The organism is Burkholderia sp. BCC0097 (genome assembly GCF_902832985.1).
Taxonomy (GTDB): Bacteria; Pseudomonadota; Gammaproteobacteria; order Burkholderiales; family Burkholderiaceae; genus Burkholderia; species Burkholderia orbicola.
In genome coordinates this window covers 576,828-590,447 of sequence record NZ_CADFDM010000001.1, presented here as the reverse complement: position 1 = coordinate 590,447, position 13,620 = coordinate 576,828, and the positions used below count along the sequence as shown (strand labels likewise).

14 protein-coding genes are annotated in these 13,620 nt (G+C 67.5%); 7 read left to right on the top strand and 7 right to left on the bottom strand.

The window, feature by feature from the left end; genetic code table 11:
- Positions 1 to 22: 22 nt before the first annotated feature.
- On the top strand, positions 23 to 1,498 hold the full coding sequence (locus tag HWX07_RS02580) for a PLP-dependent aminotransferase family protein (protein WP_175875064.1): 1,476 nt from the start codon (positions 23 to 25) through the stop codon (positions 1,496 to 1,498).
- Positions 1,499 to 1,540: 42 nt separating this feature from the next.
- Here HWX07_RS02580 and HWX07_RS02575 read toward each other — a convergent pair whose 3' ends face one another.
- Positions 1,541 to 2,974, bottom strand: coding sequence for a nicotinate phosphoribosyltransferase (locus tag HWX07_RS02575; protein WP_175875063.1), 1,434 nt, complete (start codon positions 2,972 to 2,974; stop codon positions 1,541 to 1,543).
- 73 nt (positions 2,975 to 3,047) lie between these two features.
- Positions 3,048 to 4,088: a bifunctional nicotinamide-nucleotide adenylyltransferase/Nudix hydroxylase gene (locus tag HWX07_RS02570; protein WP_012339666.1), complete on the bottom strand. Its 1,041-nt coding sequence runs from the start codon at positions 4,086 to 4,088 to the stop codon at positions 3,048 to 3,050.
- 191 nt (positions 4,089 to 4,279) lie between these two features.
- Here HWX07_RS02570 and HWX07_RS02565 point away from each other — a divergent pair, with 191 nt between their 5' ends.
- Positions 4,280 to 4,732, top strand: a complete 453-nt coding sequence (locus tag HWX07_RS02565; protein ID WP_053525299.1) for an SRPBCC family protein — start codon at positions 4,280 to 4,282, stop codon at positions 4,730 to 4,732.
- A 121-nt stretch (positions 4,733 to 4,853) separates the two neighbouring features.
- Here HWX07_RS02565 and speD read toward each other — a convergent pair whose 3' ends face one another.
- From speD to HWX07_RS02540, 5 genes are read right to left on the bottom strand one after another with little or no spacing between them, the layout of a single operon-like run.
- Positions 4,854 to 5,237: an adenosylmethionine decarboxylase gene (speD, locus tag HWX07_RS02560; protein WP_175875062.1), complete on the bottom strand. Its 384-nt coding sequence runs from the start codon at positions 5,235 to 5,237 to the stop codon at positions 4,854 to 4,856.
- A complete protein-coding gene (locus tag HWX07_RS02555) occupies positions 5,234 to 5,383 on the bottom strand; it encodes a hypothetical protein (protein ID WP_153489189.1) in 150 nt (49 codons plus the stop codon). The genes speD and HWX07_RS02555 overlap by 4 nt, the downstream gene beginning before the upstream one ends.
- Complete coding sequence (locus HWX07_RS02550; protein WP_175875061.1) at positions 5,380 to 6,897, bottom strand: DUF4178 domain-containing protein; 1,518 nt, start codon at positions 6,895 to 6,897, stop codon at positions 5,380 to 5,382. The genes HWX07_RS02555 and HWX07_RS02550 overlap by 4 nt, the downstream gene beginning before the upstream one ends.
- 9 nt (positions 6,898 to 6,906) lie before the next feature.
- Complete coding sequence (locus tag HWX07_RS02545) at positions 6,907 to 7,947, bottom strand: SPFH domain-containing protein (protein ID WP_012339663.1); 1,041 nt, start codon at positions 7,945 to 7,947, stop codon at positions 6,907 to 6,909.
- Positions 7,948 to 7,974: 27 nt separating this feature from the next.
- On the bottom strand, positions 7,975 to 8,361 hold the full coding sequence (locus tag HWX07_RS02540) for a DUF350 domain-containing protein (protein WP_006480820.1): 387 nt from the start codon (positions 8,359 to 8,361) through the stop codon (positions 7,975 to 7,977).
- Between the two features lie 121 nt (positions 8,362 to 8,482).
- On the opposite strand from HWX07_RS02540, the gene HWX07_RS02535 reads away from it, so the two are divergent.
- The 5 genes from HWX07_RS02535 to HWX07_RS02515 all read left to right on the top strand — a co-directional run bounded on the left by HWX07_RS02535 (position 8,483) and on the right by HWX07_RS02515 (position 13,590).
- Complete coding sequence (locus HWX07_RS02535; protein ID WP_011547260.1) at positions 8,483 to 9,997, top strand: polyamine aminopropyltransferase; 1,515 nt, start codon at positions 8,483 to 8,485, stop codon at positions 9,995 to 9,997.
- A complete protein-coding gene (locus HWX07_RS02530) occupies positions 9,997 to 11,616 on the top strand; it encodes an NAD(P)/FAD-dependent oxidoreductase (RefSeq protein ID WP_175875060.1) in 1,620 nt (539 codons plus the stop codon). Before HWX07_RS02535 ends, HWX07_RS02530 begins: the two co-directional genes overlap by 1 nt.
- Positions 11,617 to 11,740: 124 nt before the next feature.
- Entirely contained in the window at positions 11,741 to 12,502 is a 762-nt protein-coding gene (locus HWX07_RS02525) for an N-acetylmuramoyl-L-alanine amidase (RefSeq protein WP_175875059.1), read from the top strand.
- Between the two features lie 54 nt (positions 12,503 to 12,556).
- Positions 12,557 to 12,946, top strand: a complete 390-nt coding sequence (locus HWX07_RS02520; protein WP_006480817.1) for a lysozyme inhibitor LprI family protein — start codon at positions 12,557 to 12,559, stop codon at positions 12,944 to 12,946.
- Between the two features lie 65 nt (positions 12,947 to 13,011).
- A complete protein-coding gene (locus HWX07_RS02515; protein WP_175875058.1) occupies positions 13,012 to 13,590 on the top strand; it encodes a hypothetical protein in 579 nt (192 codons plus the stop codon).
- The last annotated feature ends 30 nt before the right edge of the window (positions 13,591 to 13,620 follow it).

Genomic DNA, 13,620 nt, shown 5'->3' with positions numbered 1-13,620 from the left:
GCCGTACAGTTCATCGTTCGCCATGCGCCATTCCGCCCCGATTCCCGCCCCACCCGCGCCGTCGCGCACGCGCGTGGAAACCGTCATGGATACGTTGCGCGCGCGGATCGCGAGCCGCGCGCTGATGCCCGGCGCGCGCGTGCCGTCGATCCGGATGATGGCCGACGCGCTCGGCGTGTCGAAATCGACGGTCGTCGACGCGTACGAGCGGCTCGCGAGCGAAGGCGTGCTCGTCGCACGGCGTGGTTCGGGCTTCTACGTGTCGGGCCACGCGCCGCCGCTCGCGCTCGCGGAACTTGGCCCGCGCCTCGATCGCGAGCTCGATCCGCTGTGGCTGTCGCGCCAGTCGCTCGAAGCGGCGCCAACGTCGGCGAAGCCCGGCTGCGGATGGTTGCCGTCGTCGTGGCTGCCCGACGAAAGCCTGCGTCGCGCGCTGCGCGCCGTGTCGCGCGACGAAGCCGATGCGCTGACCGATTACGCGACGCCGCTCGGCCTGCCCGCGCTGCGCCAGCAGCTCGCGTGGCGGCTCGCGCAGCACGGCGTCCACGCGGAACCCGCCCAGATCATGCTGACCGACGGCGGCACGCACGCGCTCGACCTCGTGTGCCGCCTGCTGCTGGAGCCGGGCGACACCGTCGTGCTCGACGATCCGTGCTACTTCAACTTCCAGGCGCTGCTGCGCGCGCACCGTGCGCGGATCGTCAGCGTGCCGTTCACGCCGAACGGCCCCGATCTCGCGCGCTTCGAGCAAGTACTCGCCGAGCACCGGCCGCGCCTGTACATCACCAACGCCGCGCTGCACAACCCGACCGGCGCGACGCTCGCGCCGCCCGTCGCGCACCGGCTGCTGACGCTCGCGGCCGAGCACGGGCTGCTGATCGTCGAGGACGACATCTTCGCGGATTTCGAGAGTACGCCCGCGCCGCGCCTCGCGGCGTTCGACGGGCTGTCGCGCGTGGTGTCGATCGGCAGCTTCTCGAAGACGCTGTCGGCCGCGATCCGCTGCGGCTATATCGCCGCGCGCCCGGAATGGATCGACGCGCTCGTCGACCTGAAGCTCGCGACGTCGTTCGGCAATGCGCAGATCGGCGCGAACGTCGTGCACCGACTGCTGATCGACGGCACGTACCGGCGCCATCTCGACAGCCTGCGCGCGCGTCTCGCGGATGCGATGGGTGAAACGATCCGGCGCCTCGGGCGGGCCGGGCTCGGGATCTGGACGGAGCCGCGCGGCGGATTGTTCGTGTGGGCGCAATTACCGGACGGGCTCGACGCCGCGCGCGTCGCACGCCACGCGCTGGACCACGACGTCGTGCTCGCCCCCGGCGACGTGTTCAGCGCGTCGCGCAGCGCGACGTCGTACCTGCGCTTCAACGTGTCGCGCTGCAAGGGGCCGGCGGTGTTCGATGCGCTTGCACGAGCGATGGAGGCGGCGCGGGCGGTGGAGCGCGGCGGTGCGCCGGCGGATGCCGGCAGCCCGGTGCTGACCGGCAAGTGACGCGAGCCGGCTGCACGGCGGCGGGATGCCCCGCCGCCTGCGTCACACCTCCCCCGCATGCGCCCTCGCCCTGACCTCGGCGAACGACGTATCGACGAGCAGACGCCCCGTGTCGAACACCGTCTCGAGCGCCTCGTCCCATTCGCCTTCCAGCGCACGATCGTCCCATGCAACCGGCAACGTCACCGTCCGATACTCGCCGGTGCGCCCATTGCGCAACAGCGTCAACCGCCCCTGCTTCGAGCGCTTGCCCTGATCGGTGACCGGATCCTTGCGGACGTCATGCCACACGTCGCCGCGCCGGATCGCCGAACACTTCATCGCGAAGCGCTGCGTATCGCGGTTCACCCGCTGCAACAACGCTCCGCCCATGCCGAACACCACATTGCCGGCCGCATACCCCGCCTCGTCGAGCGCGACGAGGATCGCTTCGATCGATTGCTCGTCGACCCCGTCCCCCTGGATCACGCGCACATGATTCAATACGCGCCGCCCCTTGCCGTTCATGGTCGAACCGAACGACGCATCGAGCGCACGCACGGTCTGCAGCACGATCGTCACCGGGTCGCCGGAATCGGGACGCACGACGAGTGTCGCGCCCGAATCGATCACCGCCTGCCGAAGTTCGCCGCCCCACAGATCGAGCGCGGCGAACAAATCATAGGAGTCCGACACGACCGATACGATCGCGCCCGGCAACCCGAAGCGCCTGATCATGTTGCGGTACGCATCGGCCTCGCCTTCGCGCCCCCACGACGTGATCGTGCTGTGCTCGGCCGCCGGCACCGAGTACGCGGCCATCGGCTCGCGATAGAAGCGGTTCGCGGCCAGCACGCCGAGCACCGTGTCCGAGCCCATGAAGCTCACGAGGTGCGCGGCGCCGCCGATCGCGGCCGATTCCGCGCTCGACACGCCGCGCGCGCCGAAGTCGTGCAGCTTGAACGGCAGTTGCGCGAGATCCTCGTCGGTCCGTTCGAGGAAACGGCGAATCGTTTGCCGAAGATGCCAGCTACGGGTCGCCACCGTCACCGGATACCAGATGCGCAACAGCATCGTCTCGAGATACGACGCGAGCCAGAACACCTGCGGATCGTCGCATTCGACCGTCATCAGCACGTTGTGCACCGGCACGATCGAGCCTTCCGGCACCGCGCGGATCTTCACCGGCACGTAGCCGTCGTAGCGCTCGACGACATGGCGCCATCCTGCCTCGTTGAACGGCTCGCCGTGCACCGTGAAGAAATCGCGCGCGTCGTCGATCATCGCGTGCGTGACCGGCTTGCACAGGTACTCCTTCAGCAGCATCTGCAGACCGAAGAACAGCGTGCGGTCGTAGCGGCCGCCGCGCGATTCGACGTACGAGAACATCGCCGATGCGTCCGGCGGATATTGCAGGAAGTGGGAAGCCTTGTACGAATCCGTGTTGAGAATCGGATTGGCGAGAACCGCGGCAAAGCCGCCGGGATCGTTTTGCATGGCTAGAGCTCCTCTAGGCCGTTGAAGTGCCGCCGCGTCTGTCGCGGCGGACCGGATGCGGGGAATCAGCGAGTCACAGCTTCCCCAGGAAGTGATACGCGATGTCGAAGTGATCCTCGAACATCACGTTGCGCATCTGCGCGAATTCGTTGAGCGGCACCCAGCGCGCCTTGTCGGCGTCGTCACTGCCCTTCACGCGCGGCAACTCGCCGGTCGGGAAGTTGAACAGGCACGCATGCGTGATCGTGCGGCCGCGCAGCGAACGCGTCGGGTGATCGAACACCTGGCGATCCTTGATCGAACCGCGCAGCACGGGTTCCGGCAGCTTGAGGCCGGTTTCCTCGCGCAGCTCGCGGATGCACGCCGCGTCGAGCCGCTCGTCCTGGTTCACGAAGCCGCCGGGCAGCGCCCACAGGCCGCGGCCCGGTTCGCTGCGGCGGCGCACGAGCAGGATATGCCCCGAATGCACGACCACCGCGTCGACCGTCACGAACGTGACGGGATACGGCGCGGCCGCCCACGCCTTGCGATACGCGGCGATGAATTCGGCTTCCGACTTCAGTTGCGCGAATTCCGGCTGCGTGCGAAAACGCTCGAGCCAGCCGAACACGGGTTCCGGCACGGCCCACTGCACGAAGCTGTTGGTGCGTTCGGCGAAATACTGGTCGCGGATTTCGGTGGCGGAAATGTCTTCCGTCGCGTCGACGTCGACGAGCTCCCATTGCGGGAACATCCGCAGGTAATACGACGTGGCGTCCTTCTCGTGGCCGATCAGCCCGACCTTGCGTTGCGCGACATCGCCGAGCGCGACGGCCACCGCATCCTGCACCCAGCGCACCCAGTCGCCGTCGTTGTACGTCGAATCCTGCAGCGGGGCGATCGTCACGCGATCGCGCTCGGACGCGTCGAGCAGCGAAGCCAGCATCTGGCGGCGCTCGTCGAACGAGAACGGGTCCTTGATGGTGCGGGGCTTGTCGGTCGACCCGATCAGCACGCACACGCGTTCGGCCCGACTCAGCGCCGACTTCAGCACGTTCAGGTGACCACGATGCGGAGGCTGGAAACGACCAATGAAAACGAGCGCGTCGAAGCGCCGGTTCTGTTGCGTACTCATGAGGCTCCCTCAAGAGATTGAAACGCTCCGGGTCTGTCCCGAAGGGTTGGGATAAATCCTAGGGGAATTCCCGAGGTGCGTCAATCGCGCTCGTTCGAGCGCACGCTCGACTTGACGAAGTCTGACGAAACACCGGTTATTGGCGCGGTACACTCGATTTCATCCCAATCCGCGCCGTGGCGCCCGCCCTCATGAGGATCTCAGTCAGCCGGACCGTCGGCGTCGACCGCAGGCGCCTGTTCACGTGGTCGCAGGACTACGGACGGCGGCTCGTGTGGGACAACTTTCTCAGCGACGCCTATCTGCTCGACGGAACGACCGCCGATGTCGGCGTCGACGCGTTCTGCCGCAGCCAGTCGGGCGCGACGATGGTGTCGCGCTACATCTCGTACCGTCCGCCGCAAGTCGCCGCCGTCGAGATGGTCGAAGGCCCGAAGGTGCTCGAGCGCTTCAGCGGCAGCTGGAACTTCGTCGAGCACACGCCCGGGTCGACCGAGGTGAAGTTCACGTACCACTTCCGCGTGCAGCCGTCATGGCTGCGCTGGTTGCTCGAACCGCTGATCGGCGCGTTCTATCTCGTGCAGACGCGCCGGCGTCTCGATTCGTTCAAGCGCTGGGCCGAAGCCGAAGCGCTGCCGCGCTGACCGGCATGCGCCGGCGGCCGCGCCGCCCGCTACTTGCCGGATTCACCGAGCCGGAGAAACGACCGGCGGCCGCCATCCCGACGACCCGCCCTGGCCGATGCGCGGCGCGCGGCATCCTGGCTCAGGCCGGCGCACTGCCGCGTGCCATCTGCTGCCGAACCTGAACATGCGCGCCGAGCGCCGCCGCGATCGCATCGACCGCATCGGCCGCGCGCGCCGCGCCGCACATGAACGCATCGACGGCCGCGAAGCGATGCTCGGGCCACGTATGGATCGTGATGTGCGACTCCGCCAGCAACACGACACCCGTCACGCCATGCTCGCCGCCGAAATGATGGAAATGCGCGCCGATCACACGCGCGCCGGCCCGTTGCGCCGCGTCGGTGAGGATCGCCTCGAGCCGCGCGGCGTCGCGCAGCAGCGCCGCATCGATGCCCGCCAGGTCGGCCAGCACGTGCGAGCCGAGCGTCGCGCACGGCGGCGCGATCCCGTCGCGCGCGGTCATTTGTGCGACCCGTACGACGAGTAGCCGCTGCGCGCCGACGAACTGCCCCACCCGCCGCCGCCCGAACCGCTGCCGCCGATCGACGCGCAGCTGAACAGCGTGACGACGATCAGGCCGTAGACGCCGTAGAGGATGTACCGGATCACGCGTTGCCCCCGTCCGACGCAAATCGCTTCCACAGCCATTCCGGCAGCCACAGCACCAGCAGGCCGACCAGCACGTAGACGGAGCGGCCGGTGAACGAGAACAGCGAACCGAGGTTGAAGATCACGAGCAATGCGCTGAACATGAACGGCAGCGGCGCGAAACTGTGCGTCCCCTTGCTGCCGAACAGCCCCATCGATTCGGTCGCGCCCGTGGCGGCCGTCGTGGCCGCCGCGAGCGCCGGCGTGCCGAAGCGTTCGGCGAGCGCGCCGCCCGACAGCGGTCGCGCACGCGACCAGACGATCTCCGCATCACTGCGCTCGCGCGTCAGCTTGTCCTTCTGCCAGCCATAGTCGATGATCGACGTGCGATCGCCCGCCTGCACGCGCCAGTTGAATGCCCCGACCACGTAGACGACCTCCGATTCGTATTCCTCGCGCAGCCGGTAGGTCTTGCCGCCTTCGGTCACATTGCCGGCTTCGCCGCCGATCGTCGGCCAGTGGTCGAGCACCTGCACACGTTCCCAGCGCCCCTCGCTCTGCACGAGCCACAGGAAGCCGCGCTTCGGGTTCAGCAGCAGGTATTCATCCCACGTCTCGTCGTCGCCCGGCACGCGGCAGCGCATCATGCCGATCACCGTGTACTTCACGCCGTCGAACGTGCCGATCGCGCCGAGTTCGAGCGCGCCCTTCACCGATTCGAGCTTGCGCTGGGCCGCGAACACGGTCTGCTGCTCGGCCGTGCACTGCACCCCCGCGTGGCAACTGCCGCACACGACGTAGTCGGCCACGTTCGGCGCATACGACAACGGCGCGCCGCAGCTCGGGCACGCGAACGGCACCATCTCCGCGCCGCGCTTCTCGCGCGTGTCGTTCTCTATGTCGCGCAGCCCCGTGAATGCGAGCGCGTCGAATTCCAGCGCCTCGCCCGCATAGACGGCCGGGCTGCCGCCGTTCGACCCGGCGTCGGAATAGTCGTAGGTCGCGAATGCATTGCCCGTACGCAGGTCGGCAACGCGCGCCTCCCAGCCGGCATCAACGCGAAACGGCAGCTCGCCGTCGCCGCCCGTGCAGCGCGCGGTACGCACGTCCGACACCAGATACGCGCGGCCGCGGTGGTCGATCCGCATGCCCGGTTCGAGCGTATCGAATGCGGGCCACGCGGTACCCGACGCATCGTCGGGTTCGCGCACCGTGATCGCGTACTGCCCCGACGCATCCGACAGCCAGCCGAACGCGCCGTCGTCGAACACGACGTACCACTCGCTCCACGCGCCGGCGTCGTAGGTCATCTGGATGCGGCCGAGCACCGTGAACGCGCGCTTGTCGTAACGCCCGGCCGTGCCGATCTGGATCGGCGATGCATCGTCGAGCACCGTGGCCAGTTCGCCGATGCGCTCGACCTCGGCGCCGCGCTTGAGCAGCGTGCTACGGCAGAACGCGCAGACGGCCATCACCGCCGCGGCCGAGCGAAACTCGACCGGCGCGCCGCACTGGGGGCACGAGGTACGGAACATGCGCGCCGCTTACCGGGTGAGCTTCGCGAGGATCTCGGCCTTCGCGCGCGAATATTCGTCTTCGGTCACGAGGCCCTTGTCGAACAGTGCCTTCAGCTGCTCGAGCCGCTGCACGTAATCGGTGCTCTCGGCCGCTGCGGCGGCCACCGGCGCGGCAACCGGCGTGGGCGGTGCGGCCTGCGCCGGTTGCGCGGCGCCCGCGATCTGGCCAGCCATCGCCTGCCCGATCGCCGCTCCCGCGGCGAGCCCCGCGCCAACCCCGGCGATGCCGCCCGGGTTTTGCGCGGCGAGCGGAATCGCCTGCGCGGTCTGGTATTGCGTGGCGCGCGCGAGATCGCCGGCCATCCCGGCACCGATCCGCAGGTCGAGCGCCTTTTGCAGCTCGGCCGGCAGCGACACGCTCTCGACCGCGAACGCGTCGAGCGCCAGCCCGTAACGCGTAAACACCGGCACCAATGCCTCGGCGACGCGCTGCGACAGCAGCGACTGGTTCGCGGCCATGTCGACGAACGGCACGTCGGCCGAGCCGAACGTCGTGCTCATCGCGGTGACGACCAGATTGCGCAGTTGCTGCTCGAGATCGTCGACCGTGTATGCCGCGCGCGTGCCGCTTACCTCGCGGTGGAACGCAGCCGCATCGACGATCCGATACGAATAGATACCGAACGCGCGCAGTTGCACGAAGCCGAATTCGCGGTCGCGGATCGTCACCGGCTGCGCGGTGCCCCAGCGCCGGCCCAGCTGCAGCCGCGTGCTGAAGAAGTAGACGTCGGACTTGAAAGGCGACTGAAAGAATTTGTCCCAGTTCTTCAGGTTCGTGAGTACCGGCAGCGTGCGCGTTTCCAGCGTGTAGAGCCCCGGCTGGAACACGTCGGCGACCTTGCCCTCGTTGACGAAGATCGCGACCTGCGTTTCGCGCACGGTCAGCTTGCCGCCGTACTGGATTTCCTGGTCTTCCATCGGATAGCGCCAGGCCAGCACGCCGTCGGTGTCTTCCGTCCATTGCAGGACGTCGATGAACTGCTTGCGGATGAATGAACCCAGACTCATGTCGGTCTCCTCGAAACGCGTGGCGCGTCAGGTCAGGCAGGCGGCATTGATGATGCCGACGACGAGCGACGCGGTGCCCATCAGGCCGCCCATCGCGACGTTGCGATCCTCGATTGCATGATTCATGCCGGGCATCACGCGCGTCAACACCGCATAGGTGATCAGTTGCACGATCATCGCGCCGACGGCCCAGATCACGACTTCGCCGAGCGTCGAGTTGTGCGCGATGCTGGATGCGAGCGTCAGGCAGAAACCGATCAGCGCGCCGCCGAACGACAGCGTCGCGGCTGCGTTGCCGTCGCGGATCAGCGCCAGTTCGTCGAACGGGGTGACCTTCAGGTACACTGCCGCGAACACGAGAAGCAGCACGAACGCCGACAGTAAATGAACCGCATAAAGATAGGCACTATTCATTCTTTTCCTCGGATTTTGTGCTCGGTTCGCCGCCCCGTCGCCGGCCGGCCCGCACGGGGCCGCCAGACGAAAATCCGCGCCAGTATATCCACATTGCCGAACACTGCACAACGGATGCGCGATGCTGCATAAGCGTGCGCTCGTCCTGTCGATTCTCGTGCTCGCGTCGTGCGGGCTCGGCTACGAACTGATCAGTAGCGCGCTGTCGAGCTATCTGCTCGGCGACTCGATCCTGCAGTTCTCGTCGGTGATCGGCTGCTACCTGTTCGCGATGGGAATCGGCTCGTGGCTCGCGAAGTTCGTCGAGGACGACGACGTGCTCGACCGCTTCGTCGATATCGAGCTGCTCGTCGGCCTGCTCGGCGGCGTGTCGGCAGCGCTGCTGTTCGTGGTGTTCGCATGGCTCGCCGCGCCGTTTCGCGCGGCGCTTTACGCACTGGTGCTCGCGCTCGGCCTGCTGATCGGGATGGAGATTCCGCTCGTGATGCGCGCGTTCCAGCAACGGCGACAGGCGTTCCGCCATACCGTCAGCGAGGTGCTGACCTTCGACTATCTCGGCTCGCTGGCCGTGTCGCTGATCTTCCCGCTCGTGCTCGCGCCGCGCCTCGGCCTGCTGCGCACGAGCTTCCTGTTCGGTCTCCTGAACGCATTCGTCGCATTGTGGACGACCCACCTGTTCCGCGACGAGATCCGCAACGTGCGCGGCAAGCTGATGCGCGCGTCGCTCGTGATCGGGCTGCTGGTCGCCGGGTTCGCGCTGTCGGATCGCATCACGCACTGGGCGGAACACGGCGTATACGGCGACGAGACGATCTATTCGGAAACGACGCCGTACCAGCGCATCGTGCTCACGCAGTGGCACGACGACATGCGGCTGTACCTGAACGGCAACCTGCAATTCTCGTCGCGCGACGAGCACCGCTATCACGAGGCGCTGATCCATCCGGCGATCGAGGCACTGCCGTGGGCGAAGCGCGTGCTCGTGCTCGGCGGCGGCGACGGCCTCGCCGTGCGCGAACTGCTCAAGCACCGTAACCTCGAGCAAATCACGCTCGTCGATCTCGATCCGGCGATGACGAAGCTGTTCTCGACGTCGGCACCGCTCGTCAAGCTGAACCAGGGCGCGCTGAAGGACCCACGCGTGCACGTGATCAACGACGACGCGGTGCGCTGGCTCGAATCGAATGCCGACGTGTACGACGCGATCGTCGTCGATTTCCCCGATCCGACCAACTTCGGGCTCGGCCGCCTGTACTCGGTGCCGGTGTTCCGGCTGCTGGCGCGCCACCTGTCTGAGAACGGTTACACGGTGATCCAGTCGACGTCGCCGTACTTCGCGCCGCACGCGTACTGGACCATCATCGCGACGCTGCACGAAGCCGGGCTCAACACGTGGCCGTACCACTGCTACGTGCCGTCGTTCGGCGACTGGGGTTTCGTGATCGCCGGCAAGCGCCGCGACTTCACGGTGCCGACGCATTACTCGGTGCCGACGCGCTGGCTCGATGCGCAGACGGCCGCCGAGATGTTCCACTTCCCGGCCGACATGCCGGCGCTGTCGATGTCGCCGAACGAACTCAACGACCAGCCGCTCGTGCGCCGCTTCGACGACGACTGGAAGCACGTGCTGCGCTGATGGATCGCCGCACGTTCCTCGTCGCATCGGCGGCCGCGTCGCTCGCCGCCTGCGGTCGCACCGGCTGGATCGAGACGACGCCGCAGGTCGGCTATCCCGGCATGCGCGAAGGCCATGCGCTGCGCGACCATGCCGCGCTGCCCGCACCGTCCGGCACGATCGAGGCGGATGTCGCGATCCTCGGCGCCGGCGCGGCCGGGCTGTCGTGCGCATGGCAGCTCGCGCGCGCGGGCCATACGCGCTTCACGGTGCTCGCCGGCCCCGAATTCGGCGGCAACGCGGCCGGCGGGCACTTCGGCGAGCTCGGCTATCCGAAGGGCGCGCACTACCTGCCGCTGCCGTCGCTCGAATCCGCACACCTGCGCGACATGCTCGCCGATCTCGGCGTGATCGAATCCGCGCCGTTCTCCGCGCGCCCCGTGTACGACGAGCGTGCACTCGTCCACGCACCGGACGAACGCCTGTTCATCGGCGGGCAGTGGCAGGACGGCATCGTGCCGACCACCGGCCTCGACGCCGACGCGCTCGCGCAGCAGGCGCGCTTCTTCGCGTACACGGACGGGCTGCGCACCGCGCGCGGCGCCGACGGCCGCAAGGTGTTCTGCATTCCGATCGCGGAATCGTCGCGCGACCCGCGCTGGCGCGCGCTCGACCGGCGCTCGTTTCGCCAGTGGCTGCTCGACGAGGGCTATACCGCGAAGGCGTTGCACTGGTATCTGAACTACTGTTGCCGCGACGATTACGGCGCCGGTTACGAGCATGTCTCCGCCTGGGCCGGCCTGCACTACTTCTCGTCGCGCGGCGGTCATGCGGGCGATGCGAGCGACGGCGCGGTGCTGACCTGGCCCGACGGGCTGCACGCGATGGTGACGAAGCTGAGCGATTCGATCACCGCGCGCACCGGCTCGAACGCGTGGTCGCGCGATGGCTTCGCGGTGCGCGCGACCGAACGCGCGGGCGGCGTCGACGTGCTGTGCGCACGCGTCGGCCATGACGGCACGCTGTCGACGTTCAGGCTGAAGGCGCGCCGGGTCGTATGCGCGATGCCGCTGTTCGTCGCGGCGCGCGTGTTTCCGCAGCTTGCCGCCTACGGTTTCGAACCCGCTCGCGACTTGCCGCCGCGCGCGCCGTGGCTCGTATCCAACTTCCTGCTCGACGGCATGCCGGCCGAGGAAGCGGGCGTGCCGCTCGCGTGGGACAACGTCGTCTACGACGGCGCGGGGCTCGGCTACGTCGTGTCGACGCATCAGTTGATCCGGATGTCGCCGCCAACGCGCTCGGTGTTCTCCGCGTATCAGGCATTGAGCACGCAAACGCCGGACGATACGCGCCGCTGGCTCGCGCAGGCAAAGCCCGACGCATTGCGCGAGCAGGCGGCGCTCGATCTGCAAGCGGTATACGGACGCGAGCTGTGGAAGCATGCGACCGCGCTCGAGATCACCGTGCGCGGCCATGCGATGGCCACGCCCGACGTCGGCTTCCTGAGCCGGCCGGGGCTGCTCGCACTGCGCGATGCCGATGGCCCCGTCGTATTCGCGCATGCCGACCTGTCAGGACTGTCGTTGTTCGAAGAAGCGTCGTACTGGGGCATGCGTGCGGCGCACCGCGTGATGTCCTGATGGCCGTCGTTCGTCATTGCGGCGTCGCCGCCACCCGCTATAATCGCGCGACATTCCGACTGCATTGAGCAGGCCGACGGTGGCGCGCCGTTCGACGCGCCGTACGCCCTTCTCGACAACAACAATGACGAACCGAATCCTCCGACGCCTTCCGCTCGTGCGCGCCGCCGCGCGCATGCTCACGTGCGCCCCGCTGCTCGGTGCGCCACTGGCGCTGCACGCGGCCGACACCGCCACCACGACCGTTACCGAGCACGCGTCCGGACGCTACATCGTCGTCGACACCGGCCATACGCCCGCGCATCCGGGCTCCACCGGCGCCAGCGGCCGCGTCGAATACCTGTACAACCTCGATCTGTCCGGCGCGGTCGCCGACAAACTCGCCGCGCACGGCGACCGCGTGCTGCGCACGTCGGCGGACGGCCGTGAGATCAAGCTCGATCAGCGCTCGACGCAGGCGCCCGACGCGAACCTGTTCGTGTCGATCCATCACGACTCGATGCAGCAGCAGTTCATCGACGCGGGCCGGCAGCGCGAATTCCGCGGCTTCTCGGTGTTCGTGTCGGAGCGCAATCCGCACTATGCGGAGAGCCTGCGTTGCGCGAAGGCGATCGCCGAGCGGCTGGTCGCGGCGGGCGAACGGCCGTCGCTGTATCACGCGCAGCCGATCCGCGGCGAGAATCGCCCGCTAATCGATCCGCAACTCGGCATCCACCGCTTCGACGATCTCGTCGTGCTGCGCACCGCGCCGATTCCGGCCGTGCTGGTCGAAGCCGGCGTGATCGTCAATCCGGACGAAGAAGCGCGGCTCGCACGTCGCGAGACGATCCAGCGCCTGTCCGCCGCGATCGCAAGCGGCATCGACGCGTGTACGACGCCCCGATAAACGACGGCATCGCCCGTTCGGTTCAACGGTTTTCACCCAGCCAGGAGCATCACCATGAAGAAAAAGAATCTGCTCGCATCCTGCGCGTTGCTCGCGCTCGCCGTTCCGTTCGCCGCGCACGCGGCCGGCTGCGGAAAGCCGCGCAGCGCGTTCGACCAGGTGTATTGCACGAGCACGCAGTTCTCGCAGTCCGATCGCGATCTCAACGACGAATACGGCCGGCTGCGCAAGCAACTGAGCGGCGACCAGCAGGCGACGCTGAAGGCCGGCCAGCTCGCGTGGCTGAAACAGCGTGATGCGCAGTGCAGCGAGACGCGCGGCAGCAGCTACCTCGTCGATATCCAGTGCGCGAACGACATGACGCAGTCGCGGCTGTCGTTCCTGCGCGAGCGCGAGCGCGAATGCTCGAGCACCGGATGCGTGACGTCGAAGCTCGGCGAGTAAGGTCGCCACGCGTGCCGTGCCGCGAAGCATGTCGCGGCACGGCACGCTGCTCTAAAGGAACGATGATGCGGCATGAATTCTCTGAAGTCCTCAACAATCTGATCGACTACTTTCTTGTCGGCGATCTTCTGCTGCTGAAGCGCTACAAGGACGAACACGGGCTACCGGACGACGTCGCATCGGCGTTCACGACCGGCGACAGCGGCGATCACGCGGTGCTGCAAGGCATCGTCATTCCGCTGGCCGGCATCGAGAATCATCCGTATACGGTCATCTTCACGCTGGGCGACGACCCGCCCGAATTGCTGAAAGCGGGCAGCCGCCTGCAACATCGGCGCGGCGGATACGTATTGCGCGTCGAGCATCGTGCGGTGATGCTCTACACGTGGCGCATTCTCGAACGTTTCACCGACGACACGGTGAATGCGCTACTTGCGCGCTATCGCGAACCGGGCCGGCCCATCATTGAAACCGACAACGGCTGGTACGACGTCGAGATCCTCGGCGGAGAAATCGCACGCGACGGCTGGTTCGAACCCGCGTTCGAGTTCGTGTTGAAGAAAACCGACGCACCGGGCGACGCCTCTCACGTAGACATCCACTACCGTTTCGCCATCGACCGCAGTCTCGATCCGGCGGCATGAAGCCGGCGGACAGCCGCGCGGCAGACGGCA

Coding starts and splice junctions, on each gene's coding strand:
- HWX07_RS02580 (WP_175875064.1), top strand. CDS start 23: ATGCGCCATTCCGCCCCGATTCCCGCCCCACCCGCGCCGTCGCGCACG.
- HWX07_RS02575 (WP_175875063.1), bottom strand. CDS start 2,974: ATGCAAAACGATCCCGGCGGCTTTGCCGCGGTTCTCGCCAATCCGATT.
- HWX07_RS02570 (WP_012339666.1), bottom strand. CDS start 4,088: ATGAGTACGCAACAGAACCGGCGCTTCGACGCGCTCGTTTTCATTGGT.
- HWX07_RS02565 (WP_053525299.1), top strand. CDS start 4,280: ATGAGGATCTCAGTCAGCCGGACCGTCGGCGTCGACCGCAGGCGCCTG.
- speD (WP_175875062.1), bottom strand. CDS start 5,237: ATGACCGCGCGCGACGGGATCGCGCCGCCGTGCGCGACGCTCGGCTCG.
- HWX07_RS02550 (WP_175875061.1), bottom strand. CDS start 6,897: ATGTTCCGTACCTCGTGCCCCCAGTGCGGCGCGCCGGTCGAGTTTCGC.
- HWX07_RS02545 (WP_012339663.1), bottom strand. CDS start 7,947: ATGAGTCTGGGTTCATTCATCCGCAAGCAGTTCATCGACGTCCTGCAA.
- HWX07_RS02540 (WP_006480820.1), bottom strand. CDS start 8,361: ATGAATAGTGCCTATCTTTATGCGGTTCATTTACTGTCGGCGTTCGTG.
- HWX07_RS02535 (WP_011547260.1), top strand. CDS start 8,483: ATGCTGCATAAGCGTGCGCTCGTCCTGTCGATTCTCGTGCTCGCGTCG.
- HWX07_RS02530 (WP_175875060.1), top strand. CDS start 9,997: ATGGATCGCCGCACGTTCCTCGTCGCATCGGCGGCCGCGTCGCTCGCC.
- HWX07_RS02525 (WP_175875059.1), top strand. CDS start 11,741: ATGACGAACCGAATCCTCCGACGCCTTCCGCTCGTGCGCGCCGCCGCG.
- HWX07_RS02520 (WP_006480817.1), top strand. CDS start 12,557: ATGAAGAAAAAGAATCTGCTCGCATCCTGCGCGTTGCTCGCGCTCGCC.
- HWX07_RS02515 (WP_175875058.1), top strand. CDS start 13,012: ATGCGGCATGAATTCTCTGAAGTCCTCAACAATCTGATCGACTACTTT.